We start from the raw sequence: 23,786 nt of genomic DNA on the forward strand, positions 1-23,786 counted from the left end.
GAGCGCCCCGTCAGCCCAGCACGGCCAGCGTGCGGGCCAGCATGATACGGAACTGCTCGATGGCCGTGGCGGCGACGCGGGGCATGGAGGTCGCATCGCCGGTCCAGTTCACACCATGGAAGAACGTCGCCCGGACCGGCCCGCCGACCATCTGCCCGGCCACCGCCATGGCCTGCGCCTGCTCCCAGGTGATGCTGCCGCCCTTGCCATAGGCGATGACATCGGGCGGTGCGACCTCCGGCATGGCAGTCGCCATGGATTGGATGCGCTTGAAGGTCGCAAGCGTCTCGGGCTTCGCGAAAAGCCGGCCGGCCAGCACGAAGTCATACCAGGCCACCATGTCCCGCCCCGTGCTGACCATCGTCGAGACATCGTTGATGGGTGTGCGCGGAGAGGGCATCGGCGCGCCGCGCTCCAGCGCCTGGATGCCGGCCCAGCCGAGATCCACCCCGGGCGGCGCGCCGGCCAGCGCCGAGACCATGATGCGCGTCGAATCAGGAATGCGTGTTCCGGCCAATCCGCGGGCCGCGATCAGCGCGCGGACCGCCGCCGGCGTGACGCGGCGGATCGCCATGTCGGTGGCGGTGTTGTCGCTGTGGGTGATCATCGCCTCCAGCGCGACCACCGCCGGCGCGGTGCCGGTCAGGGCGCCGAACACCGGGCTGACCGGCGAACGGACCTCGTCATCGACGGGCAGTTGCTCGGTCAGCGACAGCCGTCCTTCCTCCACGGCCTTCAGATAGGCGGCGAGGATGAAGGTCTTGACCACGCTGCCGACGAAGACCGGCTCGCCGTCCCGATGCGCGATGCGGATGCGGCCCTTCGGTCCCTCGGCTTCCAGCAGCAGCGCGGTCTGGCCCGGCAGCGCGACAAGCGTGCGCGCGGCGTCGTCCAGCGCGGCATCGCTGACCAGGGCCTGGGCGAAGGCGGGTGCGGCGGTTGCGGCCAGGGCTGCGGGCAGGGCGCGGCGACGCATGATGCGGCACTCCGATACGGCGCCGGGACGATGACCGCTGCGCCGCCGCCGCGCAATGCCGCGTTCAGGCGTCCCGCAACTCGGCCACTGCGATCCCGGCCTCGCCCTGCACCGCATAGAACAGCAGCACGCGGCCTTCATCCTCCAGGATGCAGGGGTCGCGAAGCTGGTTCGCCGGCGCGTTGATCGCTCCGCGCCAGGATCGTTCGAGCGGCAGGCCGGCACCTTCCCACGCCGTCTCAGGGCGCAGCACCACGACTTCGCCCTCGGCGCGCCAGGACATCCAGTCGCCCGACAGGTCGATGGTGGAGAGCAGGATGCTTTCCGGCGTATCGCCGACGCGGGTCCAGAACACCTCCAGCGTATCGCCGCGCAGCCGCAACGCGGTGTGGCGCTGGGTGCCGGGGAACAGGGTCGGCCCGCGTTCGAACCCCGTCAGCCCATGCCGCGACCGGAAGACGATGCCCGGCATGGCGAGCGCATAGGTCCAGCCGCCATGGCGGAACACGCGGAAGTAGGACGGTCCAAGCAATTCCGGCAGCGCCTGGAAACGAAGCCCGTCCTCCGACAGCGCCACGCGGCTACGCTGCGTGCGGAAATCCGCGAGGCCGTGGAAATACATCACGATGCGCCGGTTGGCCTCGTCCACATGCACGTCGGGGGAGGCGATGTGCGGGTGAGTCGCATCCTCCATCGGGTCCGGGATGCCGGGCGTGCCTTCCGGCGCGCGGCCGGGCAGGCGGTCGCCGGACGCCACATCCTTGGGCACCACAGGCGGTGTCGTCGGAAACAGGCTGTCGGGCAGGGCGAGGCTGCCCGGCCCATGCACCCGCCATGGCCCTTCCGGTGCATCGGCATAAGCCAGGCGGATGTAGTCGCCCTTATGGTCGGCGAAGTAGCAGTAGTAGCGGCCAAGCCGGTCCTTCACCCAATCGGGCACGCGGATCACCGACGGTCCCTGGATGTTGGCACCCATGCGCGCATCCATCCCCGGGCGGATGATCGGGTTGCCGGTCAGTCGCGTCACGCTGTAGCGGGTCATTCCATCACTCCGATCGCAGGCCAAGTTCAGCCACCAGCGCGCCGAAGCGCGCGTGGTCGCGGCGCATCGTCTCGGACAGTGCCTGAGGTCCCAGGTCGAACAGCCCCGCGCCGGCGGGCATGCGCGCGGCGAAGCCGGGCACGGCCAGTGCCGCCTTGGTGTCGGCGGCGATGCGCGCGGTGATCTCGCCGGGCAGTCCGGCGGGGCCCATCACCGCCTGCCAAGCATGGGCGAATTCCACCTGCGGGGCGACCTCGGCGATCGAGGGCACCTCGGGCAATTCCGGCATGCGGCTGCGCTGCGTGGCCACCACGGCGCGCAACGTGCCCGCGCGGATCGCCGGCAGCACCACCGAGAAGCTGTCCATCGTCGCCTGCACGCGCCCGGCCAGCAGGTCAGCCAACCCTGCCGGGCTGGTGCGATAGGGGACATGCTGCGCTGGGAAGTCGAGCGTCCGGCGCAGGATCTCGAAGTTCAGATGCGGCACGGTGCCGTTGCCGGCCGAATAGTAGAAGAAGGGGTCAGCCGCAGGCCGCGCCCGCGCGGCCGTGACGAAATCCGGCAGCGTCGTGATGCCGAGTTCACTGCGCAGCGTCAGCGCGCCCGCGGCGACCGTGACCCCGGCGACCGGCGTCAGGTCGCGCAGCGGATCATAGGGCGCGCGCGACATGTGCGGCGTGATGGTCAGTGCGGCCATCGCCACCAGCCCGATGGTGTAGCCGTCCGGCGCCGCGCGGGCGACCTGCTGCACGCCGATCGCACCACCGGCGCCCGGCTGGTTATCGGCGACGACGCGCTGGCCCCAGCGCTGCTGCAGATCCTCCGCCAGCACGCGGGCGACGTGGTCGGCAAGGTTGCCGGCGCCGTAGGGCACCACCATGCGCACCGGCTTGTTCGGCCAGGTGCCCTGTGCGGAGAGATAGCGCGGCGCCGCGAGACCCGCGCCGCCGGCCAGCAGCGCGCGACGCCGCACGATCGATCTGGGCTTCATCCGGACTCCTCCCGCCGCGCGTGGCGCAGCACCCAAAAGGCTCGCATGCGCATCCCGGCCCGGCAACGGCACGGCCGGCGCGTTTCCGACTCGCCAGCGGTGACTTCGCGGGTGCAGCATGCAGGCATGGATGACGCCGCGCCGCCCGACCTTCTCGCCGAATTGCTGGCCCGCCTGCGCGCGGCGCGCGAAGCCGCGGCGGCCGATCCCTTCGGCGATCCCGTGCTGCTCGTCGCGCTCGATCTCAGCCGCGCGATGGATGAAGGGCGCGTCACGACCGAGGCGCTGTCGGCGCTGATCGCGCGTATGGCGCAGGGCGCGGCGCAGGATCGCGCGGCGCGTCTCGCCGCCTATGCCGGCATGGGCGACGACGCGGCGGCACTTGCCACCGTCGCCGCGCGGTTGGTGCGCCCCGACCCCGAGGACAGCCCCGTTCCCTTCGCCGCCTTCCGCGAGGCGGTTGAACGCACGCGCTTCGCCGCGGTTTTCACCGCGCATCCGACCTTCTCCATGCCGCTCGCCACCGGCACTGCGCTGGCCGAGGCCGCCGGCGGTGCAACGCCGCCCGAGGGCCTGTCGCATCGCCCGGCGCCGGTGACGCTCGAGGAGGAATTCGCCCAGGCCGCCGCGGCGATCGCGCGCGGGCGGGATGCGCTGGATGCGCTGTCGGCGGCGTTGTTCGAGGCGGGATGCGCGGTCTGGGGCGAACGCGCCCTGGCGCTGCTGCCGCGGCCGGTAATCCTCACCTCCTGGGTCGGCTACGACACGGATGGGCGCACGGATATCGGCTGGAACGACACGCTGCGCCTGCGGCTGCGCATGAAGCGGCTGCAACTCGCACGGCTGGCGGATCGGCTGGAACCGCTCGGCGCCTGCGCCGCGCCGATCGTCGCGCTGGCGCGGGAGGCGGTGGCGGAAGTCGCGGCACAGGAGGATGCCGTGCCGGCCAGGGTCACGGCCGAGAGCGCCCGCGCCTTCGCACTGCGCCTGGTTCAGGGGCGGGAGACGGCGCTGACCTCGCCCGAGCCGTTGCTCGCGTTGTTCCCGGCGGCGATGGAGGCGGCGCCCGATGTTGCCACGCGCCAGGCCCTGGCAGTGCAGCGGGCGGGGCTCGCCGCGCATGGGCTGGCGCTGGCGCATACGCATGTGCGGCTCAACGCGGTGCAGATCCACAACGCGCTGCGCCAGCGCCTCGGCATCGCGGTGCCGGTGGAGGACCGTGCGGGGCGGCGCGGCCTGCTCGCGCATGTGAATGCCGCGCTCGCCGCGGTGAAGCCGGTGCCGGTGGATACCGGCGCGATCCTCGCCGAGCAGGCTTCCGCTGTGCGGCTGATGATGACGGTCGCGCAGGTGCTGAAGCATATCGATGGCAGCCAGCCGGTGCGCTTCCTGATTGCGGAAACCGAGACCGGCTACACGCTGCTCGCCGCGCTGTGGCTGGCGAGGCGTTTCGGCATCGCCGACCGGATCGAGATCTCCCCGCTGTTCGAGACAGCCGATGCGCTGGAGCGTGGCGAGCGCGTGCTGGAGGAGGCGCTGCGCAGCCCGCATTTCCGCGACTACCTGCGGGGCCACGGGCGGCTCTGCCTGCAATTCGGCTATTCGGATTCCGGACGGTATGTCGGGCAACTGGCGGCGTCGTATCTTGCCGAGCGGCTGAAGATCCGGCTCGCCGAGCAGATGCGGCGGCACGGGCTGCATGGCATCGAGCTGGTGCTGTTCGACACGCATGGCGAGAGCATCGGCCGCGGCGGGCATCCGTCGAGCCTTGCCGACCGCTTCGCCTATCTCTCACCGGCGGCCGCGCGCGGGGCGCTCGCCGCCGCCGGGCTGACGCTGCGCGAGGAGGCGGCCTTCCAGGGCGGCGACGGCTATCTGCTGTTCGGCACGGATCGGCTCGCGCTCGCGACGGTCGCGCGCATCGCGGAACACGCGCTGGCGCCGGGGGTGGAACCCGCCGACCCGATCTATGCCGAGGCCGATTACGGTGCCGACTTTTTTGCCACCATCCGCCGCGAGATGGCCGCGCTGGTGGAAGACCCGGGCTACGCCGCGCTGCTGGGCGCCTTCGGGCCGGGCCTGCTGGACCGGACGGGCTCTCGCCCGGCCGCGCGGCAGACCGATCTGGGCGGGCCGGCGAGGATCAGCCACCCGTCGCAACTGCGTGCCATTCCGAACAACGCGATCCTGCACCAGGTGGGCTGGCTCGCGAACACCCTGCACGGGCTGGGCGCGGCGGCAGTGGCGCATCCGGAAGCCTTCGCGCACCTCTCGGCGAGTTCGCCGCGCTTCGCGCGCGCGCTCGCCATGGCGGTGCGGGCACAGGCGTGCAGCGACCTCGGCGTGCTGCGGGCGGTGGTGGATATGCTGGATCCATCGCCCTGGCTGGATCGCGCCGGCTTCACCCGGCGGCCGGGACGGCGGGAGGCGCTGACGGCGGTTGCCGAGGCGCTGGAGCGGCTCGCCCTCTCGCCCGCAACGCGGCGCATGTTCCGGCGGCTGCAAGCGGACCACCAGGCGCTGCGCGCGGCGTGGCCCGACTTGCCGGTGATGCCGGACCGGCTGGTGCTGGCGCATGCGCTGCGGCTCTGCCTGGTGCAGCGGCTCTGGCTGCTGGCCGTCACGCTGCCCGACTTCAGCCCGCGCCACGGCGCGACGCGGGATTCACTGATCGCGCGACTGCTGCAACTGGACGTGCCGCCGGTGCTGGACCTGCTGGCCGAGATCTTCCCCGCCGCGCCCGACCCGTCGAGCGGGCTCGATTTCGGGGAGCCGGCCGGGCCGCGCGAAGGGGCCTCCTATGCCGCGGAGCATGCGGCGATCTTCGGGCCGATGGCGACGATCTTCGGACTGGTGCGGGAATGCTCGGCGGTGATCAGCCATGAGGTCGGCGCCTTCGGCTGACACCGCCGGGGTGAAGGCCTTCCTGGCGCGGCGGCGCGATGCGCCGCAGGTTCGGCAGCGATGATCGCGCGATGCCTTGCCCTGTTGCTGCCGTTGCTTCTCGCCGCATCGCCCGTGGCGGCGCAGGACGCCTGCCCGCGGCGGCGCAACGCCGATTGCGCCACGGCCGCGCGTGCGGTGGATGCGGCGATCGCGGCCGATCCCTGGCTCGCGATCATCGACCGGGCGCGCGGGATGCGGCTTGCGGAACTCGGCACGGTGCTGGGGCCGGAGGGCACGGCCGAACTGGCGCGCCAGGACGCCGCCTGGCGGCGCAGCATGTCGCGCGAGTTGTTCTTCCATCCCGACGGCACGCTGGACGAACCGGATCCGCGCGCCGCGCTGCGCGGGGCACTGGAATTCCGCCTGACCCGGCTGATGCGCATCCAGGCTGATCCGTCCGGCCTCGAGGGCCGCTGGATGGGCGTGCAGGGGGAAGCGGTGCTGCGCCGCATCGGGCAGGGCCAGTACCTGGTCTCGGTCACCACCGCCGACATCAACAACCTGGCCTGGACCTGCGAGTACGACGGAGAGGGCCGCACCGACGCGGCTGAATGGCTGCGCACGGATGACGGTATGCTGGAACTGCGCTGGCTCGGCCCCATGCTGCGCATCGCCATGACGCCGCGCGGCGATGGCGTGGCGGTACCTTTCTGCGGCGCGGCCGGCAGCGTGGGCGGGCTGTATTTCCGCGTCGGGGATGCGGAGTGAGGCAGGCGCCGCCGCGAGGCGGGCGTCAGAACCCGACGCAGGCGCTGCGATAGGTCGTCAGCACCGATTGCTGGCGGAAGCGCGCCTTCCAGGCTTCCTCGACCGGGTGGAGCCGGGCGCGCGCAGCCGTGGCATCGGTGCCGGGCAGCACGACGACCAGCACCTTGCTGTTTTCCTGGATGATGCGCCCCTCGGCCCCGCGCCATTGGCCAAGGCCGTCATGCGCCGTCAGCCCATCGGGGAAGGCCGGGGTGACGGTGTCGGCGAGGAAGGCCCGCCATTCGGCCTCGCTGACCTCGGCGCGGCCGCGGACGTTGCGGCCGAAAAATGCCTCGGCGACGGTCGCAGGCTGCGTGCCGGCCGGGCAGGGCGGGTCCACCGGCGCGCAGGCGGCGAGCAGTCCCGCCGCCAGCAGCGCTGCCGCCCGCATGCCAGCCGCGCCAAGGATGAATCTTTGCGCGGCTGGCATTCGGCCTTTGATTTGGCGCGCGGCCGCCTCACCAGCCCCGCACGCGATACCCTCCGCACAAAGGCTGGGCCTTTGTGCGGAGGGTATCACGCCGTGGTTGCCAGCAACGCGACGCCGGCGGCGATCAGCGCGATGGCGCCGATCTTGTGCACGCCCATCGATTCGCCGAACGCCGCCCAGCCGATGATGGCGATCACGACATAGGACGCCGCCGTGCAGGGCAGCGCGACGCTCATCGGGATCTTCCGCAGCGCGATGATGTAGAGCAGCGCCGCTCCGCCATAGAACACCAGCCCGACCATGGTCGGGATGCGAAACAACTGCTCGAAGAAGCTGCCCTCGGCCGCGACCGAGCCCGAGGCGCCGGACTTCAACAGCACCTGCCCGACCAGGGAGGTGCTGATCGCCGCCCCCAGCGCCAGCCAATACATCATCATCGTGCATCATCCCGCGCCGGGATGATCTCGCGGATCACACCCTGCGGCTTGCCGTTCGCAGACATGAAGGCACGCCCGACATATTCGCCCATGACGCCGAGAATGAGGAACTGCACGCCCGCGATCAACAGCGTGACCGTCATCAGCGACGCCCAGCCGGACGGTGTCTCGCCGAACATCGCCTCGACGATGACCCAGGCAGCGGCTACCAGGCCGAGGCAGCCCATGCCCACCCCGGCGAAGATCGCCATGCGCAGCGGCAGGACCGAGAAGTTCGTCGCGAGGTTCAACCACAGCCGCACCAGCCGCCGCATGGTGTAGTTCGACCGCCCCTCCGATCGGGCGAAATGCTTCACCTCGATGCTGTCGAGCCGCGTGGTCACCTGCATCAGCAGCCCGTCCACATAGGGATAGGGGCCGCGATACTTGATGACCTCGCCCACCGCCAGCGCCGACATGCAGCGGAAGGAGGACAGGTACAGCCCCCTGGGCTTGTCCATCAGCTGGTCGGCGACCCAGTTGGCGAAGCGGGAGCCGAGGTTGCGCCAGCCCTCATGCTCCTTCACCGCATAGCGGGTGTAGACCACGTCGAAGCCGCCGAGGCGGGCGTGGTCGTACAGCTTGATCACCTCCTCCGGCGGGTTCTGCAGGTCGTCATCCATGGTGATGACATAGGCGCCACGGGCATGGCGCAGCCCGGTCATGACCGCGTTGTGCTCGCCGAAATTGCGGGCATGCTCGATGAAGGTCAGCGGTACGGTCGCGGTGCGGGCAAGCTCGCGGCAGACATCCCCGGAATTGTCGGGGCTGCCGTCATTGACCAGCACGATCTCAAGCCCGCCTGCCGGGCGCAGCTTCGACAATTCGGCGACCAGCGTGCCCACGGTGGCGGCACCCCGATAGACGGGCACGACGATGGAAAGGCCGACCGGGTGCGTCGCCCCGGCCGATTCGGTGGTCATGTAGCCAGTCTCCGACATCAGGGCCGCGTCGCGACCAGAAGGATCGATCCGCCGGCAGGATAGCGCAGGCCGAGCCGCGCGATGCCATGCTCAAGCACCGTCGTGCCATGCAGCGCGGCATCCAGCCAGGGCGGGAAGGGGCGGACATCGCTGCTGTCATGCGCGGCGTCGGCGCGCATGACCTTTCGTTCCAGGATCATCAGTGGCAGCAGCAGGGCGTTCCAGTAGTGCGCCTGGATCGCCGTGAAGCCGGCAGCCTCCAGCAGCGCGCGGCCCTGGCGCGCGGTGAAGCGGCGGTCATTGTGGACCCGCTCGTCATGTGCGGATCGCAGCCACTGATAGGCGGGCAGGTTCAGCACGAGCGTCCCGCCGGGGGCCAGCACGCGGCGGAATTCCGCCAGCGCCGCGACCGGATCGACGGCGCGATGGCACAGCACGTCGCAGGAGGTGAGCGCGGTGAAGCTGCCATCGGCGAAGGGCAGGCGGTTGGCATCCCCGGCCGTGACCACCGCGCCGGACTTGGCCGCCGCCCGCGCCGCCGCCGTCGGGTTGAAGTCCAGCCCCGCCATCGGCCGGCCGAGGGCCACCATGCGCGACAGCAGCCCGCCCGTACCGCAGCCGGCATCGAGCACCGCCCCCGTTGGGCCAGGCCGACGGCGCAGCGCATCCATCACGCGGGCATGGAGGGCGCGGTACCACCACATGCGCTCCTCCGCCGCATCCATCAGGTCATATTCGGCGGGTTCCACAGGGGGGATCCTTCGCATCGCAGCAAGGCCGGAACATGGCAGGGATACCCTGGATGGGGCCGCAATCCCGTTGCATACAGCCTCGCCGCCCGGGAGGATGCGCGGCGTCGATGACCCCATTCCAGCATCAGCCCGAGTCCGGCCAGGCCGCCCCGTACGCCGCAAGCCGCCCCGCCGCGTTGCGCGCCGTCCTGCTGCGCTGGGCCGGCTTCGCGCCGGCCATCTTCTTCCTGGTCACCATCCTGCTGCCGCCGCTGAACCACGATGTCGCGGCGGTGCTCGACTTCTCGCGCCGCTGGCTGGGCGGGGAGCGGCTCTATGTCGACCTGGTCGATGTGAACCCGCCGCTGATCTTCATGTTGAACCTGGTGCCGGCGGCGATCGCGCGGTGGACCTCGCTGCCGCCGGCCCAGGCGCTGCTCGCCTGCCTGCTGGGCCTGGCCGGGCTGTTCTGGTGGATGGCCGATGCGCTGCGTGCCGGCCGGGTCGAAGGTGTCGTCGAAGCGGCGGTGCTGACCACCTGCCTGCCGCTGCTGCTGGTCATGGCCGGGTCGGATTTCGGCCAGCGCGACGTGCTGATGGCGATGGCGGCGATCCCCTACTGCCTGCTGGCGGCCCGACGCATCGAAGGGCCGCCCGTGGCAGCCGGGCTCGCGCTCGGCGTCGCGCTGGTCGCGGCACTCGGCTTCGCACTCAAGCCATACTTCCTGGCGGTCCCACTGCTGGTCGAGGCGCTCGTGCTGCTGCGCGTCGGCCGGGCGCGAGCGCAGCGCGACCTGGTGCCCTGGGCGATGGGCGCGGTGTGGATCGTCTACCTGCTGGTCGTCCTGCTGGCCTTTCCCGCCTATCGCGAGCAGGTGCTGCCCTTCGCCCTGACCTTCTACGGGTCCATCCATGGGCCGGGCCCCTGGGCGGTGCTCGGGACGGATGTCATGGGTGCGGCGGTCTTTCTGCTGATGGCGATGCCGTTGGCGATGCGCCGCCAGGCCGGCGCCTTTCCGCAGGCGTTGGCGACGGCAGCCTGCGGGGCGTTCCTGGCCGCCTGGATGCAGCACAAGGGCTGGACCTACCATGTGCTGCCGGTGACGATCCTGGGCTGCGGGGCGATCGTCGTGGCGGGCGCGGGCTGGGCCGACCGCGCGCTGCCGGATGTGCGGGCGCGGGCCGCTGCGCCGACCCTGGCCGCCATCGCCGCCTTCGGCGTGCTCCTCTACGCCGTGCGGGGCGGGGAGACGCCCTGGCGCCAGACTGCCTTCCACGGCGAGACGCCGGGCCGCCTGGCCGCCTGGCTGCGGCAGGAGGCCCACGGCGCCGGTGTCCTGGCGCTCAGCCCCGATCTGTTTCCGCTGCAGCCTGCATTGACCTATGCCGATGCGCACCAGCACCTGCATACGATGAGTATCTGGCCCCTGCAGGCGGCCTATCGCACCTGTCCCGACGGTCCCGCGCCCTATCACGGGCTTGCCGAAATGGGTCCTGGCGAGTTCGCCTTCTATCAGCAGACGGCCGAGGATTTCGCGGCGGCGCCGCCGCGTGCATTGGTGATCACGCGCCATACCAATATCGCATCATGCGGCGATCGTTTCGATTTATTGGAGTATTTTCTAAGGCATCCGCTGTTCGCTGAGGCATTTATGCGCTATTGGCCAGTGGGGGAGATCGACGGGCATCGCCTATATCTTCGGCGGGACTGACGGGGACACCACGGGGCGCGATGCCGAACGACGCAGCGAAGCAAAGCGGCGGATTGTCCATCCCCACCGGGGCGGAAGCGGTCCGCGGCATCCTGTTCATCCTTGCCGCCTATGTCGTGATCACCACCGCTGATGCCTCGGTGAAATGGGCGCTGCCCCATGTCGGCGTCGCCGTCTCGATGATCGCCCGCGGCGTGGTGGGTGCGCTCGCGGTGTTCGTGATGGTGCGTGGGCGCGGTCTGAAACCGGTGAACATCCGGCTGCTGACGGCGCGCGGGGCGCTGCACTGCGCCGTTTCCGCCACCTGGTACTGGGCCTGGCAGCGCCACATGGCGCTGGTCGATTCCTATGCCATCGGCGCCGCGGCGCCGCTACTGATGACCATCTTCGCCATCCCCATGCTGTCGGAGAAGGTGGGCTGGCGGCGCTGGACCTCGACCCTGGTGGGCTTCCTCGGCGTGCTGGTGATGCTGCAGCCCGGTGGCGACCTGTGGCGCTTCGAAACGCCCTTCCTGCTGGCGGCCGTAGTCGCCATGGCGGTGACGCGCATCTGGACGCGGGTGCTTTCGGCAACCGACGGAGCCGGGGCGATCGCCTTCTGGCTGATGGTCGCGCATATCCCGGCCGGCCTGCTGTTGCTGCCGGCCTTCCCGCCACCGTCGGAGATGCCGGGGGACGGCGTGCTGGTCGCACTGTTCTTCTTCGGCGTGGCCAATGCCATCGCCCATATCCTGTTCGCCCGCGCCTTCGCCCTCGCACCCGTCTCGGCGCTCGCGCCCTATGAATACTCGAACGTGTTGCTGGGCGGCATCCTCGGCTTCCTGATCTGGGCGGAGGTGCCGGCCTGGACCACGATCGCCGGCGCGGTCGTGGTCATCGCCGCGGGGCTGTACAATCTGCACCGCGAGAGGCTCCGGCGGGCCGCGGAGCGGCACGACGGCATACCCTGATGCCGCTGCGCCACGACATTCGCCGCGGCGCGCTGATGATGCTCGGCGCGACCGCGCTGTTCACCGTGATGTCGGTGATCATCAAGGACGTCTCGGACAACATCCACTTCGTCGAAACGATGTTCTTCCGCTCGGCCTTCGCCCTGCCGGTGATGCTGGCGATTGCCGCGCGCGGGCGTGACTGGGGGCTGCTGCGGACCAGGCGCCTGCCAGCCCATGTCGTGCGCGCCTTCACCGGGACCATGGCGCAGGGCTGTTCCTTCTTCGCCCTGACCGTGCTGCCGCTCGCCGAGCAGACCTCGCTGTCCTACACGACGCCGCTGTTCGTCACGATCCTGTCGATCCCCGTGCTCGGGGAGAAGGTGGGGATCCACCGCTGGTCGGCCGTGCTGCTCGGCTTCGCGGGCATCCTGGTCATCGCGCTCGGCGAGGGCGCCTTCCAGGGTGGCGGCATGCCCACCGGCATCGTGGCGGTCGGCATGGCCGCGGCGGTGGTGCAGGGCCTTTGGTCGGCTGTCACCACGTTGCTGGTGCGCAGCCTGTCGGCGACCGAATCCTCGGCGACCATCGTGCTGTGGCAGTCGCTGCTGATGACCGCCTTCACCCTGGTCGCACTGCCCTTCATCTGGACTACGCCGAGCTTCGGCGAGTTCATCCTGCTGGTGCTGATCGGGCTGATCGGCGGCGTGGCGCAGGTCATGCTGACGGAAGCCTATGCCTCGGCGCAGGTCTCGGCACTCGGGCCCTACTCCTACACCTCGATCCTGTGGTCCGTGGCGCTCGGCTGGATCGTCTTCTCGGACACGCCGTCCTGGAGCACCGTGGCGGGCGCCGTGCTGATCGTCGCCTCGGGGCTGTACATCCTGCACCGGGAACTGAAACGCGCTGCGATGCGGAGGACCCAGTGAGCATCCCCTTCCTCAAGGAGGACACCCTGCCGCCCGGACAGGTGCAGCAGGTCGCCCCCGGCGTGCGCCGCGTGCTGTGCGCCAATCCAGGCCCGTTCACCTTCCGCGGCACCAACACCTGGATCATCGGGCAGGGCGCGTCGGTGGCGGTGCTCGACCCGGGGCCGGAGGATGCCGCCCATCTCGCGGCAATCCTGCGGGCGACGGAAGGGGAGAGGATCACGCATATCCTGGTCTCCCACACCCATCGGGACCATTCACCGGGCGTGGCTGCGCTGCAGGCGGCGACCGGCGCGCTGTCCCATGGCTTCGGCCCGCACATGACCCCGCCCGACCAGGGCGGGGAGGGCGGCGATCACGGCTTCCATCCCGATGTGCTGCTGCCCGACGGCGCGGTGGTCGAAGGCGATGGCTGGCGGCTCGGTGCCATCCACACGCCGGGCCATTGCGCGAACCATCTGTGCTTCGCGCTGGAAGGCACGAGCATCCTGTTCAGCGCCGACCATGTGATGTCCTGGTCCACCACGGTGGTCAGCCCGCCGGATGGGGACATGGCGGCCTATATGCGTTCGCTCGCGCGCCTTGCGGCGCGTGACGACAGGCTCTACCTGCCGGGCCACGGCGCGCCGCTGCCCGATCCCGCCCCCTTCGTCGCCGCCCTCGCCGCGCATCGGCGCGAGCGCGAAGCGATGGTCGAGGCAGCGCTGCGCACCGCCCGCCGCGCGACGGCGCAAGAACTGGTGCCACCGGTCTATGGCCCGGCACTCGATCCGCGGCTGGTGCCGGCCGCGGCGCGCAGCCTGCTCGCCCATCTCGTGAAGCTCGCCGCCGAAGGCGCCGCTTCCCGCGACGGGGAGCATTGGGAGCCGCGATAGGCGGGCTGGTCAGCGCGTCGGCGGTCGTGGCCGGCGCGCCGGCCCCTTGACCGGCTGCATCGGCGCGATGCGGATATGTGCGTCATCGCCATCCGCCTTCCGCGCCGCGGCGGCGAAGCGCGCGGCGGCATAGGGCGCGACCTCGAACTGCGTCTCGCGCGACAGGATGCGGATGCGGCCGATCTCCTGGCGCGTGACATGGCCGCGCCGGCACAGGAAGGGCAGCAGCCATTTCGGGTCTGCCCGGCCGTCGCGGCCGACATCCATGCGGAACCAGATGCCCTCCTGCGCGCCGGGCTCGGCGCGTGGCGCGGGCTCACGCTCGCGCGGGGCGCGCGGCGCCGCGCGGTCGGCAATCTCGCTCAACTCCTCGGGCGCGGGCAGCGGGGCGCGCAGCACGCGCAGAAGTGCTGCGGCCACGACCTCCGGCCCACGCGATGTGAAGGCAGGGTCGGCGAGCAGGCGGTGGGCGAGGGCGAGATCGTCGTCACCCGGTTCTTCCGCCACCAGCGCCAGGGCCTGTTCGCTCAGGCGTTCGTCATCCCGCGCGCGCACGGTCTCGACCGATGGTGCGGGCGCCCAGCCCGCCTTCACCCGTGCCGCGGCGATCAGCCGCTGGCCCAGGCTGCGGCGCGTATGCGGCACCAGCAGCACCGACACGCCCTTGCGCCCGGCACGCCCCGTGCGCCCGGACCGGTGCAGCAGCGTCTCCGGGTCGCGCGGCAATTCGGCATGGATCACCAGGCCGAGATCCGGCAGGTCGATGCCGCGCGCGGCGACGTCGGTGGCGACGCAAACGCGCGCCCGGCCATCGCGCAGGCTCTGCAGGGCGCGGTTCCGTTCCGCCTGGGACAGCTCGCCCGACAGCGCGACGGTGGAGAAGCCGCGCTCCGAGAGATTGCCATGCAGCCGGGCGACGGTGGCGCGCGTCGCGCAGAACACCATGGCGATGCGCGCATCCTCCAGGCGCAGGACGTTCACCACGGCGCGCTCGATCTCATGGGGCGCGACCAGGGCGGCGCGGTACTCGATGTCGCCATGCGGTTCGGCCTGGCTGGTCGCCTCGATGCGGAGCGCGTCGCGCTGGTAACCCTTCGCCAGGGCGGCGATGCCGCGCGGCACCGTGGCGGAGAACAGCAGGGTGCGCCGTTCGGCCGGCGTCTCCTCGAGGATCGCCTCGAGTTCCTCCTTGAAGCCGAGGTCGAGCATCTCGTCGGCTTCATCCAGCACCACGGCGCGCAGGGCGGCCGGCGCCAGGTTGCCGCGTTCGAGATGGTCGCGCAGGCGGCCGGGCGTGCCGACCACGATATGCGCGCCCTGGGCGAGTTGGCGGCGCTCGGCGACCGGATCCATGCCGCCGACGCAGGAGACGATGCGCCCGCCCGCGGGGGCGTAGAGCCAGGCGAGTTCCGCCTTCACCTGCAGCGCCAGCTCACGCGTCGGCGCCACCACAAGGGCGAGCGGTGGCCCAGCGGGCGGCATGCGCGGCGCGTCACCGATCAGTTCGGGCGCGAGGGCAAGGCCATAGGCGACCGTCTTGCCCGACCCGGTCTGGGCGGAGACGAGCAGGTCGCGCCCGGCCGCATCCGGCGTCAGCACGGCGGATTGCACGGCGGTGGGTTCGGCATAGCCACGGGCGGTGAGCGCATCGCGCAGCGGCGCGGGCAGGTCGGCAAAGGACATGAGGCAGGTTCCGGGGGAGGGCGCGGCAGCACGCAGGCCAGCGCAAGCGGCGCGTCAGGCGCGCGATGGGCGCCTGTTTGTCACAGGGAGGCGTCCGGGTCGAGCCTTATGACGTAAGAGCGCCAATCGGTGTGCTCGGCGATGCGTTCGTAGAGGACGATGGCGCCGCGATCGGCTTCGGGCACGATCCAGCGCAGATGCGACCAGTGGCGCTCGCGCCCGAGGTCGCACAACGCGCCGATCAGCGCGCGGGCGAGGCCGCGGCCGCGGCTGTCGGGGCGCACGAACAGGTCATCCAGCGCGCCGCAGCGCCGGGCAAAGACCGCCTCGGGCAGGTCGAAGAAGATGGCGAAGGCGAGGATGTCCTCGCCCTCCGTCGCGGCGAGAATCTCGGTGCGCGGGTCGGCGGCGAGCATCGCCGCGGCATCCTGTCCGCGTGCCGGGCGACTGCCGGCGAGCGTGTCGCGCATCTCCGCCGCATAGGCTTCGAGCAGCGGGGCGAGGCGGTGGCGTTCGGCCGGAGCGAGGGGGCGGATCGTCGTCATGGGCGCTACCTGATGCGAAAAGGGCGCCGCCCGCATCGCGGACGGCGCCCCTCGCCGGGATCGGCGATGGTATCAGTCGGCCGGAGTTTCGCTGGCCGGCATGGCAGCCGCAGCGGCCTTCGCGGCCTTGTTCGCCGCGCGGGTGGCGGCAGCCTTGCGCGCCGCCTCGACGCGGGCGGCGGACTTCACGACGGCCTTCTTCGGAGCGGCAGCCTTCTTGGCAGCGGCCTTCTTCGGAGCGGCCTTCTTGGCGGCAGCGCGCTTCGGAGCAGCCTTCTTGGCAGCGGCCTTCTTCGGAGCGGCCTTCTTGGCAGCGGCCTTCTTCGGAGCGGCCTTCTTGGCGGCGGCGCGCTTCGGAGCGGCCTTCTTGGCGGCAGCGCGCTTCGGAGCGGCCTTCTTGGCGGCGGCCTTCTTTGGCGCGGCCTTCTTCGCGGCCGGCTTCTTGGCAGCGGCCTTCTTCGCAGCCGGCTTCTTCTTGGCGGCGGCCTTCTTCGGCGCGGCCTTCTTCGCGGCCGGCTTCTTGGCGGCGGCCTTCTTCGCAGCCGGCTTCTTCTTGGCCGGCGCCTTCTTCCTCGCCGCGGCCATGGCCATCGGCTGGGCGCGCAGGCCCTCCTCGGTTTCGGTGGTCTCGATGATGTCCGTCATGATGTCTGGTGTCTCCGTGCGTTCCGGTGAGTGGGGCGCGACGCGGGAAATCGCGGCGGCCCCATTGAGCACAGCAGGTGGGAAACGGCCGGCTTCAGGCGCGCGGATCCCGTGGCGCGCGCCATTGGCTGAGTGGCGATCGTCCGGTCGTGGGCGGCGCAGTCCGGAGCGAAGGCGGCATATCCCCGCCGCGCGACGCTTCCGATGCCTCTCTCGCCAGGGCGCAGCAGCTGCGCTGCGTCATCCGGCGATGCGGGATGGAAGGCAGTGGTGGCCATCCGTCCCAAGAGCCTGCGGTCCATCGACCGTCCTTCCCTGCTGCGGCGGTCACCTTTCCGATGCGTCGTTGGTCTCCGGTGCACGGCGATCCGACTCTGTCGTGCGGAGCGTGGTGCGAGAGAACGTGCCCGACGAATCGCGCAAGATGATTCGCGCGTCGTCACGCTATCTGCACGCGCATATTGCATGTCAACAGAATCCGTGCGCACGCGCGCGCAAATCGCACGTCGTCGTCGTCGTGATGCTGATTGTGTTGCGCGCGTGTCGCGCTTGCGGCGTCGTCGTGGTGCGCAGCGCGTCGCGCCGGAGGTGCGCAACGCGTCGCGCCGCAGGCGAGCAACGCATCGCTGCGTGCCGCGTTCACCTCCCGCCGCGACGCATGCGCGCGGCGGGAGGATGCGTCGTTCAGCCGCGCTGCGGCAATGGCACCACCGGGCGCTGCTCGACGCCGGTGTAGACCGACAGCGGGCGGATCAGGCGATTGTCGGCAGACTGCTCCAGGACATGCGCCGCCCAGCCGGTGATGCGGGAGCAGACGAAGATCGGCGTGAAGAGCGGGATGTCGAAGCCCATCAGGTAGTAGGCAGGCCCGGCCGGGAAATCGAGGTTCGGGTGGATGTTCTTCCGCTCCAGCATGATCTTGGCGAGCACGTTGGAGGTGTTCATCCAGCGGCGGTCGCCCACCACCTCGGCCATGATCTCGGCGTACTTCTTCATGGTGGGCACGCGGCTGTCGCCGGTCTTGTAGACCCGGTGGCCGAAGCCCATCACCAGCGCCTTGTGGTCGAACTTGCCTTCCAGCCACCCCGCAGCGGCCTCCGGCGAGGGGATCTCCTTCAGCATATGCATGACCGCCTCATTCGCCCCGCCATGCAGCGGCCCCTTCAGCGCGGCGATCGCCGCGGTGATGGCGCCATGCATGTCCGCCTGGGTGGAGGCGACGGTCCGCGCGGTGAAAGTCGAGGCGTTGAAGGTGTGCTCGGCGTAGAGGATCATGCTGACGTCGAAGGCCCTCAGCACCTCCGGCTGCGGCACCTTGCCGAACACCATGTTGAAGAAGTTGGCGCCGAAGGACAGCGAGGCGTCCGGCGCGATCGGTGCCTGGCCCTTCGATGCCCGGTGGGCGGCGGCGACCGCGGTCGGGATCTTGGCGAACAGGCGCATCGCCTTCCGCCGCTGGGCGGCATCCCCGATATCGGCCCATTCCGGGTCCTCCATCCCCATGAAGGAGACGGCGGTGCGGATCGCATCCATCGGATGCGCGTCCTTCGGGAAGTCGGCGATCACCCGCAGCAGGGCCGGGGACAAGGCGCGGTTCGCCTTCTCCTCGGCCTGGAAGGCGGCGAGTTCCGCCTTGGACGGCAACTCCCCGTTCCACAGCAGGAAGGCGGTCTCGTCGAAGGAGGCGAGTTCGCACAAATCCTGCACGGCATAGCCGCGATAGGTCAGGCTGTTCGTCTCCGGCATCACCTTGGAGATGGAGGAGACGTCGGCAAGGACGCCGACCAGGCCCTTCTTGATGTCAGCCGTTTCGCTCATGGGGTGCTCCCGCTTGTCGTGATGTCTGTGTCCGGGGTGCCGTCATCCCTCGCGTAGAGGATGTCGGGCTCCCCTTCTTCCGTGCCCGCGCCGTCGCTGGTAGCGGCGGCGCGGAAGCCATGGCGTTCGTAGAAGGCTCGGGCGCCAGTGTTGCGCGCGATGCAGAACAGGGAAAGGCGCGGGCCAAGCGCGGTCGCCGCCTCGGCGAGCAGGCGGCTGCCGATGCCGCGCCGCTGCCACGCCGGGTCGAGGTAGAGATGCATGACCATCGGGCCATGCGCCGGGTCCCGGCCGAAGCCGATATAGCCGACCGGACGACCGGCCTGCGCGGCGACGCGAACGCTGTGCTGCGCCATCAAATGCACAGCGATCCAGTGCGCCACCTCCGCTTCGTCATGCGCTTCGCGCAGGCCGGGCAGGGCAGCCGCGCGGGCGACGGCGTGGAGCCGGGCGAGGGACGGCGCATCCGCCGCCACCCCCGCCCGGATCGTCACCGCCGCCGTCACGCTCAGAAGATGCCCGGCTTGCTCTCGGCCAGCCCACCGGCCGGCAGGGCGACGTTCAGCGCGCCGAGTTCGCCCGCCTTCAGCTTCGGCAGGTCCTGCACCAGCTCGATGAAGCGGTTGGCCTCGCGGGCGGTGATGATGCCGTCCGTCAGGGTGCGGAACTTGTTGATGTACTGGGCCCGGGCGAAGGGCCGCGCGCCGTTCGGGTGGGCGTTCGCCACGCCGAGCTCATCGACCAGGCGCGAGCCGTCCTTGAAGATGATCTCCACCCGGCCGCCGAAGGCCAGCTCGTCAGGGTCCTTGGAGTGGTACTTGCGGGTCCACTCCGGATCCTCGGTGGTGACGATCTTCTGCCACAGGCGGACGGTGTCGGCGCGACCGGCGCGCTTCGGCGCATAGCTGTCCACATGGTGCCAGCGCCCGTCCTGCAGGGCGACGGCGAAGATGTACATGATGGAATGGTCGAGCGTCTCGCGTGACGCCTTGGGGTCCATCTTCTGGGGGTCGTTCGCCCCGGTCCCGATCACGTAGTGGGTGTGGTGGGAGGTGTGGATGATCACCTTCTCGATGGCGTCGAAGTCGCTGATCTGTTCGCGCATGCGGAAGGCGAGGTCGATCAGGGCCTGGGATTGGTACTCGGCCGAATGCTCCTTCGTATAGGAGGAGAGGATGGCGCGCTTGCCCTCCCCGGCCTCGGGCAGCGGCACGTGGTAATAGGTCGGGCCATAGACATCGTCGCGGTTCGACCGGCCGGACAGCACCCAGGCGATGACGGAATCCTCGCCTTCATAGATGGGGGAGGGCGCACCCTCGCCGCGCATGCAGCGGTCCACCGCCTCGATCGCCAGCTTGCCGGCATGGGCCGGGGCGTAGGCCTTCCAGGACGAGATCTCACCCTTGCGCGACTGGCGGAAGGACACGGTCGTGTGCAGCGCCTGCTGGATGGCCTGGAACACCACTTCCTGCTTCAGCCCCAGCAGCGTGCCGATGCCGGCCGCGGCCGAGGGGCCGAGATGGGCGATGTGGTCCACCTTGTGCTCATGCAGGCAGATCGCGCGCACCAGGTTGATCTGCAGCTCGTAGCCGGTGGCGAGGCCGCGGATCAGGTCGCGGCCGGACTTCTCCATCGCCTGCGCGACGGCGAGCACCGGCGGGATGTTGTCGCCGGGGTGGGAATAATCGGCGGCGAGGAAGGTGTCGTGCATGTCGAGCTCACGCACCGCGGTGCCGTTCGCCCAGGCCGCCCATTCCGGCGAGACCGTCGTGCCGGACTTCACGCCCATCACCTGCGCGCCGCCCGCCTTCTTCGCATGGCCGAGCGCCATGCCGCGCGCCGAAACGACCGGGCGGCGGTTGATCGCGGCGATGGCGACGGAGGCGTTGTCGATGACCCGGTTGATGATCATCTCCTGGACGTCCTTCTCGACCGCCACCTTGTCGGTGGCGACGCCGGCCATCTTCCAGGCGAGCTGGTCCTCGCGCTTCAGCAGCGCCTTGGACGGGTGGACCTTCACGGGGTGGAGCTTCATCGGCGGCGTTCTCCCTTGCGAGCGCGGATGCCGCAGGTTGTGCCCCCGTATTGCGCGATCGTCCAATCCGATTGACCTCCGCGCGCAATAGGAATTCCGTATCGCAATGGATTTCCGGCTGGTGCGCCGCCTCGGGGCTTTCCTCGCGGTGGCGGAGGAAGGGCATTTCGGGCGGGCGGCGGCGCGGCTGGGCATTTCCCAGCCGCCACTGACGGCGCAGATCCAGGCGTTGGAGCGCGAGCTGGGTGTGCGGTTGCTGGAACGCACCGGCAAGGGCGCGCGCCCGACGCGGGAGGGTGAGGCGCTGCTGCCGCTGGCCCGGCGCGTCGCCGGCGATGCGGCGGAACTGGAATCGCTGGCGCGGGAGTTGCGCGCGGGGCGGTCCGCGCCGGTGGCGATCGCCTGCGTCACCTCCGCGCTGTTCGATTACCTGCCGCCGCTGGTGCGCGCGATGCAGGCGGCTCGGCCCGAGGCAGCGGTCAGCGTGCGGGAGATGGACACCGCGGATGCGCTGGAGGCGTTGCGGCGTGGCGAGGTGGACCTCGCCCTGCTGCGCGCGGATCGCGAGATCTCGCCGATCCGCCTGCGGCCCTTGGGCGAGGATCGCCTGGTCGCCGCCCTGCCGATCGGCCACGCGGCACTGGCGGGGCCGGACCCGCTGCCGCTCGCGATGCTGGCGGAAGCGTCGATGCTGGTGCTGCCGCGCGCGATCAGCCCGTCCTACTCGGATGCGATGACCGCCGCCTGCCGCGCGGCCGGCTTCGCGCCGGTGGCGGTGCGGGAGGTGGGTTCGGCGATGGCGCAGCTCGGCTTCGTCGCGGCGGGGCTGGGCGTTGCATTGGTGTCGGAAGGCATGGCGCGGCTGAACCCGCCGGGGGTGGCGTTCCGCATGCTCGCCGGGCCGCTACGCGGAGTGGGCGTGGCACTCGCCTGGCATGCGGAGCGCGAGAGCGAGGCGACGCGGTTGGCGCTGCGCATCGCGGAGGATCTGTTCCCGCCACCCACCGCGGCGTGAGCGAGGGCGCGCACGCATCTATATAGTGTGTGGTGGTCATCGCGCGCCGCCTTGCCCGATCACGGTGCCGGTCCTGTAATCGCCAGCGCATATCGGACGGGAACCAGACGCGATGACCGAGGACCGGATCTTCGAAGGCGCCAGGCTACGCAGCCGCTACCGGCTGCAGGGCGACGGACAGCCCATCGTGCTGATCCACGGCGTTGGCAGTGACCTCGAGGATCTCTCGCCGATGGCGCAGGCGCTCGGGCCGGACTTCCGGATCCTGCGGCACGATTTGCGCGGGCACGGGAAATCCGAGCGCGTGCCGGGCCCCTACAGCCTGGAGGATTTCGCCGCCGACCTTGCCGAGCTGATGGACCACGCGGGGTTCGAGCGCGCGGATGTGATGGGCTTCTCGCTCGGCGCGCTGATCGCGCAGCGCTTCGCGCTCGATTATCCACAGCGGGTCCGGCGGGTCGCCATGGTCTCCGGTGTGGCCGGCCGCACGGCGGAGGAGAAGGCCGCGGTGCTGCGCCGGCTGGAGGCACTGGAGACGAACGAACCGACGAGCCACGCCACGGCATCGGCATCCCGCTGGTTCACTGATGAATTCCGCGCGCGGCATCCCGAGGTTGTGGAATCCCGCCTGTCGCGCATCGCCGCCAACCACAAGCCGAGTTACGCCGCCGCCTATCGCGTGCTGGCGACCAGCGACCTGGCCGATGAACTCCACCGCATCACCCAGCCGAGCCTGGTGATGACGGGCGAGTTCGACCAGGGATCGAATCCGCGCATGGCTCGGCTGATGCACGACCGCATCGCCGGATCCGAATTGCAGATCCTGCCGGGGCTGCGCCACTCCATCCTGCTGGAGGCGCCGGAACAGGTGGCGGGGCATCTGCGCGCCTTCCTGACGCGGCCGGGCCAGGCCGACGCACTCGGTCGCCGTGCCGCGCTCGCTGGCGTCGCGGCGATGTTCGGCATGGCGGTGCGGCCGCTGCACGCGCAGGCAGCCTATCCGGACCGGCCGGTGCGGCTGGTCGTGCCATTCGCGCCGGGTGGCGGGACGGACATCGTCGCGCGCGTCATCGCCGATGCCATGACGCAGTCGCTCGGCCAGCCGGTGGTGGTGGAGAACCGCGGCGGTGCCGGCACGGTGATCGGCACGGACTACGTCGCGAAGGCGGCGCCGGACGGCTATACGCTGCTCTACAGCGGGCTTGGCCTGACCTTCCAACCTGGGATGACGCGTTCGCTGCCCTATGACGTGATCCGGGATTTTGCACCGATCTCGGTGACGGGACGGCAGCCGAACATCCTGATCCTGGCGCCGAACAGCCCAGTCCGCGACGTGCAGGATCTGGTGCGGCGGGCGAAGGCGCAACCGGGCCGGCTGACCTTCGGCACCGCCGGGCAGGGAAGCGGCACGCATATCGCGTCCGAGATGCTGTGGCGCACGCTGGGTGTGGAGATGCTGCACGTGCCGTATCGCGGCACGGCGCCGGCGCTGAATGACCTTCTGGCCGGGCGGCTCGATGTGATGTTCACCACCATTTCCTCGGTCGCGTCCCAGGTGCGGGCGGGGGCGGTGAAGGCGGTCGGTGTCAGCGGCGCGCAGCGCAGCCCGTTGCTGCCGGATGTGGCGACCGTCGCGGAGCAGGGTTTCCCCGGCTACGAGTACTCCAACTGGGCGGCGATCGTGGCACCTGCGCGCACGCCGCGGCCGGTGCTCGACCGCGTGGCGGCGGCGGTGGCGCAGGCGATGCAGACGCCAGCGGTGCGGGAACGCCTGGCGGGCGAGGGCGTGGTGGGCGATCCGGAAGGCCCGGATGCCGCGGCGGAGCTTTACCGCACCGAGGTGGCGCGCTGGACGCCGCTGCTGCGGGAGATGCGGGTGGAGATGAACTGATCCTCGGCCGGCCCGGTGCGGAAGGGTCGGTCGCCCGCCGCTACCTCTGCCCTATGGTGACGCGATGCGCTCCTCCGCTCCGCTCTGGCTTGCCGCAGCCTTCCTTGCGGGCGTGCTCCTGTCGGGCGTGCAGTACTGGCTGCTGTCCTACCGGCAGGCGGAACTGCCGGCGGCGGTGATGGGGCCGGGGCTGCTGGCCTTGCCGGTGATCGCCGCGGCGCTCGTCGCCGCGCGAGTGGCCGTGCCGCGGCGGGTCCTCATGGTCATGGTGTCCTGCCTGCCCTGCGCGATCATGCTGCGCGTGATCGTCGAGACGTGGCGGGATCCGACATCGCACAATCTCTGGCCGTTCGAGGTCGTGATGGCGATCCTCGTCGGGCTGGTGGCGGTGCTGCCTGGGGTCGGCATCGGCGTGTTCCTGCGCGGGCGGCAGGCGCCGTGATTTCC

General features: G+C 70.7%; 22 protein-coding genes. 9 read left to right on the forward strand and 13 right to left on the reverse strand.

Annotated features, from left to right (window positions below; translation table 11 throughout):
* Nucleotides 1-10: 10 nt before the first annotated feature.
* The 3 genes from AC2YHJ_RS04240 to AC2YHJ_RS04250 form a co-directional block, all read right to left on the reverse strand.
* Complete coding sequence (locus AC2YHJ_RS04240) at nt 11-976, reverse strand: serine hydrolase (RefSeq protein WP_487394179.1); 966 nt, start codon at nt 974-976, stop codon at nt 11-13.
* A 64-nt stretch (nt 977-1,040) separates the two neighbouring features.
* Nucleotides 1,041-2,018, reverse strand: a complete 978-nt coding sequence (locus AC2YHJ_RS04245) for a hypothetical protein (RefSeq protein WP_487394181.1) — start codon at nt 2,016-2,018, stop codon at nt 1,041-1,043.
* 4 nt (nt 2,019-2,022) lie between these two features.
* A complete protein-coding gene (locus AC2YHJ_RS04250; RefSeq protein ID WP_487394182.1) occupies nt 2,023-3,009 on the reverse strand; it encodes a Bug family tripartite tricarboxylate transporter substrate binding protein in 987 nt (328 codons plus the stop codon).
* A gap of 126 nt (nt 3,010-3,135) precedes the next feature.
* On the opposite strand from AC2YHJ_RS04250, the gene AC2YHJ_RS04255 reads away from it, so the two are divergent.
* Together AC2YHJ_RS04255 and AC2YHJ_RS04260 are read left to right on the forward strand one after the other, a co-directional pair.
* A complete protein-coding gene (locus tag AC2YHJ_RS04255) occupies nt 3,136-5,913 on the forward strand; it encodes a phosphoenolpyruvate carboxylase (protein WP_487394183.1) in 2,778 nt (925 codons plus the stop codon).
* Between the two features lie 60 nt (nt 5,914-5,973).
* Entirely contained in the window at nt 5,974-6,663 is a 690-nt protein-coding gene (locus tag AC2YHJ_RS04260) for a hypothetical protein (RefSeq protein WP_487394185.1), read from the forward strand.
* Nucleotides 6,664-6,688: 25 nt separating this feature from the next.
* Here AC2YHJ_RS04260 and AC2YHJ_RS04265 read toward each other — a convergent pair whose 3' ends face one another.
* From AC2YHJ_RS04265 to AC2YHJ_RS04280, 4 genes are all read right to left on the reverse strand, one after another.
* Nucleotides 6,689-7,093, reverse strand: coding sequence for a DUF3574 domain-containing protein (locus AC2YHJ_RS04265; RefSeq protein ID WP_487394186.1), 405 nt, complete (start codon nt 7,091-7,093; stop codon nt 6,689-6,691).
* A 125-nt stretch (nt 7,094-7,218) separates the two neighbouring features.
* Nucleotides 7,219-7,569: a DMT family transporter gene (locus AC2YHJ_RS04270; protein ID WP_487394187.1), complete on the reverse strand. Its 351-nt coding sequence runs from the start codon at nt 7,567-7,569 to the stop codon at nt 7,219-7,221.
* Nucleotides 7,566-8,531 (reverse strand): glycosyltransferase family 2 protein, encoded by a 966-nt coding sequence (locus AC2YHJ_RS04275; protein WP_487394188.1) that lies wholly within the window; start codon nt 8,529-8,531, stop codon nt 7,566-7,568. Before AC2YHJ_RS04275 ends, AC2YHJ_RS04270 begins: the two co-directional genes overlap by 4 nt.
* A 17-nt stretch (nt 8,532-8,548) precedes the next feature.
* Nucleotides 8,549-9,280 (reverse strand): class I SAM-dependent methyltransferase, encoded by a 732-nt coding sequence (locus tag AC2YHJ_RS04280; protein ID WP_487394190.1) that lies wholly within the window; start codon nt 9,278-9,280, stop codon nt 8,549-8,551.
* 110 nt (nt 9,281-9,390) lie between these two features.
* Between AC2YHJ_RS04280 and AC2YHJ_RS04285 the strand changes: the two genes are divergently transcribed.
* The 4 genes from AC2YHJ_RS04285 to AC2YHJ_RS04300 are packed head-to-tail and all read left to right on the forward strand — an operon-like array spanning nt 9,391 to nt 13,707.
* Nucleotides 9,391-10,974, forward strand: a complete 1,584-nt coding sequence (locus AC2YHJ_RS04285) for a hypothetical protein (RefSeq protein WP_487394191.1) — start codon at nt 9,391-9,393, stop codon at nt 10,972-10,974.
* A gap of 53 nt (nt 10,975-11,027) precedes the next feature.
* Nucleotides 11,028-11,924: a DMT family transporter gene (locus tag AC2YHJ_RS04290; protein WP_487394192.1), complete on the forward strand. Its 897-nt coding sequence runs from the start codon at nt 11,028-11,030 to the stop codon at nt 11,922-11,924.
* Nucleotides 11,924-12,832 (forward strand): DMT family transporter, encoded by a 909-nt coding sequence (locus AC2YHJ_RS04295; RefSeq protein WP_487394194.1) that lies wholly within the window; start codon nt 11,924-11,926, stop codon nt 12,830-12,832. The genes AC2YHJ_RS04290 and AC2YHJ_RS04295 overlap by 1 nt, the downstream gene beginning before the upstream one ends.
* Nucleotides 12,829-13,707, forward strand: a complete 879-nt coding sequence (locus AC2YHJ_RS04300) for an MBL fold metallo-hydrolase (protein WP_487394196.1) — start codon at nt 12,829-12,831, stop codon at nt 13,705-13,707. Before AC2YHJ_RS04295 ends, AC2YHJ_RS04300 begins: the two co-directional genes overlap by 4 nt.
* 9 nt (nt 13,708-13,716) lie before the next feature.
* Here AC2YHJ_RS04300 and AC2YHJ_RS04305 read toward each other — a convergent pair whose 3' ends face one another.
* The 6 genes from AC2YHJ_RS04305 to AC2YHJ_RS04330 all read right to left on the reverse strand — a co-directional run bounded on the left by AC2YHJ_RS04305 (nt 13,717) and on the right by AC2YHJ_RS04330 (nt 20,433).
* Nucleotides 13,717-15,390 (reverse strand): DEAD/DEAH box helicase, encoded by a 1,674-nt coding sequence (locus tag AC2YHJ_RS04305; RefSeq protein WP_487394197.1) that lies wholly within the window; start codon nt 15,388-15,390, stop codon nt 13,717-13,719.
* 80 nt (nt 15,391-15,470) lie between these two features.
* A complete protein-coding gene (locus tag AC2YHJ_RS04310) occupies nt 15,471-15,935 on the reverse strand; it encodes an N-acetyltransferase family protein (RefSeq protein ID WP_487394198.1) in 465 nt (154 codons plus the stop codon).
* Nucleotides 15,936-16,007: 72 nt separating this feature from the next.
* A complete protein-coding gene (locus AC2YHJ_RS04315; protein ID WP_487394200.1) occupies nt 16,008-16,580 on the reverse strand; it encodes a hypothetical protein in 573 nt (190 codons plus the stop codon).
* Nucleotides 16,581-17,264: 684 nt separating this feature from the next.
* A complete protein-coding gene (locus AC2YHJ_RS04320; protein ID WP_487394201.1) occupies nt 17,265-18,398 on the reverse strand; it encodes a bifunctional 2-methylcitrate synthase/citrate synthase in 1,134 nt (377 codons plus the stop codon).
* A complete protein-coding gene (locus tag AC2YHJ_RS04325) occupies nt 18,395-18,904 on the reverse strand; it encodes an N-acetyltransferase family protein (RefSeq protein WP_487394203.1) in 510 nt (169 codons plus the stop codon). The genes AC2YHJ_RS04320 and AC2YHJ_RS04325 overlap by 4 nt, the downstream gene beginning before the upstream one ends.
* A gap of 2 nt (nt 18,905-18,906) precedes the next feature.
* Entirely contained in the window at nt 18,907-20,433 is a 1,527-nt protein-coding gene (locus AC2YHJ_RS04330) for an MmgE/PrpD family protein (protein WP_487394205.1), read from the reverse strand.
* Nucleotides 20,434-20,539: 106 nt separating this feature from the next.
* Between AC2YHJ_RS04330 and AC2YHJ_RS04335 the strand changes: the two genes are divergently transcribed.
* The 3 genes from AC2YHJ_RS04335 (at nt 20,540) to AC2YHJ_RS04345 (ending at nt 23,781) form a co-directional block, all read left to right on the forward strand.
* Complete coding sequence (locus tag AC2YHJ_RS04335; protein WP_487394207.1) at nt 20,540-21,448, forward strand: LysR family transcriptional regulator; 909 nt, start codon at nt 20,540-20,542, stop codon at nt 21,446-21,448.
* A gap of 112 nt (nt 21,449-21,560) precedes the next feature.
* Entirely contained in the window at nt 21,561-23,339 is a 1,779-nt protein-coding gene (locus AC2YHJ_RS04340; protein WP_487394208.1) for a tripartite tricarboxylate transporter substrate-binding protein, read from the forward strand.
* 64 nt (nt 23,340-23,403) lie between these two features.
* On the forward strand, nt 23,404-23,781 hold the full coding sequence (locus tag AC2YHJ_RS04345; RefSeq protein ID WP_487394209.1) for a hypothetical protein: 378 nt from the start codon (nt 23,404-23,406) through the stop codon (nt 23,779-23,781).
* The last annotated feature ends 5 nt before the right edge of the window (nt 23,782-23,786 follow it).

The sequence above is a fragment of the Roseomonas sp. SRI_022 genome (assembly GCF_057586215.1).

What these genes read in the sequence shown, in the direction of transcription:
- AC2YHJ_RS04285 (WP_487394191.1), top strand. Translation starts at nt 9,391, where the DNA reads ATGACCCCATTCCAGCATCAGCCCGAGTCCGGCCAGGCCGCCCCGTAC.
- AC2YHJ_RS04265 (WP_487394186.1), bottom strand. Translation starts at nt 7,093, where the DNA reads ATGCGGGCGGCAGCGCTGCTGGCGGCGGGACTGCTCGCCGCCTGCGCG.
- AC2YHJ_RS04240 (WP_487394179.1), bottom strand. Translation starts at nt 976, where the DNA reads ATGCGTCGCCGCGCCCTGCCCGCAGCCCTGGCCGCAACCGCCGCACCC.
- AC2YHJ_RS04295 (WP_487394194.1), top strand. Translation starts at nt 11,924, where the DNA reads ATGCCGCTGCGCCACGACATTCGCCGCGGCGCGCTGATGATGCTCGGC.
- AC2YHJ_RS04345 (WP_487394209.1), top strand. Translation starts at nt 23,404, where the DNA reads ATGCGCTCCTCCGCTCCGCTCTGGCTTGCCGCAGCCTTCCTTGCGGGC.
- AC2YHJ_RS04260 (WP_487394185.1), top strand. Translation starts at nt 5,974, where the DNA reads ATGATCGCGCGATGCCTTGCCCTGTTGCTGCCGTTGCTTCTCGCCGCA.
- AC2YHJ_RS04340 (WP_487394208.1), top strand. Translation starts at nt 21,561, where the DNA reads ATGACCGAGGACCGGATCTTCGAAGGCGCCAGGCTACGCAGCCGCTAC.
- AC2YHJ_RS04330 (WP_487394205.1), bottom strand. Translation starts at nt 20,433, where the DNA reads ATGAAGCTCCACCCCGTGAAGGTCCACCCGTCCAAGGCGCTGCTGAAG.
- AC2YHJ_RS04270 (WP_487394187.1), bottom strand. Translation starts at nt 7,569, where the DNA reads ATGATGATGTATTGGCTGGCGCTGGGGGCGGCGATCAGCACCTCCCTG.
- AC2YHJ_RS04275 (WP_487394188.1), bottom strand. Translation starts at nt 8,531, where the DNA reads ATGACCACCGAATCGGCCGGGGCGACGCACCCGGTCGGCCTTTCCATC.
- AC2YHJ_RS04250 (WP_487394182.1), bottom strand. Translation starts at nt 3,009, where the DNA reads ATGAAGCCCAGATCGATCGTGCGGCGTCGCGCGCTGCTGGCCGGCGGC.
- AC2YHJ_RS04315 (WP_487394200.1), bottom strand. Translation starts at nt 16,580, where the DNA reads ATGACGGACATCATCGAGACCACCGAAACCGAGGAGGGCCTGCGCGCC.
- AC2YHJ_RS04305 (WP_487394197.1), bottom strand. Translation starts at nt 15,390, where the DNA reads ATGTCCTTTGCCGACCTGCCCGCGCCGCTGCGCGATGCGCTCACCGCC.
- AC2YHJ_RS04335 (WP_487394207.1), top strand. Translation starts at nt 20,540, where the DNA reads ATGGATTTCCGGCTGGTGCGCCGCCTCGGGGCTTTCCTCGCGGTGGCG.
- AC2YHJ_RS04255 (WP_487394183.1), top strand. Translation starts at nt 3,136, where the DNA reads ATGGATGACGCCGCGCCGCCCGACCTTCTCGCCGAATTGCTGGCCCGC.
- AC2YHJ_RS04245 (WP_487394181.1), bottom strand. Translation starts at nt 2,018, where the DNA reads ATGACCCGCTACAGCGTGACGCGACTGACCGGCAACCCGATCATCCGC.
- AC2YHJ_RS04320 (WP_487394201.1), bottom strand. Translation starts at nt 18,398, where the DNA reads ATGAGCGAAACGGCTGACATCAAGAAGGGCCTGGTCGGCGTCCTTGCC.
- AC2YHJ_RS04310 (WP_487394198.1), bottom strand. Translation starts at nt 15,935, where the DNA reads ATGACGACGATCCGCCCCCTCGCTCCGGCCGAACGCCACCGCCTCGCC.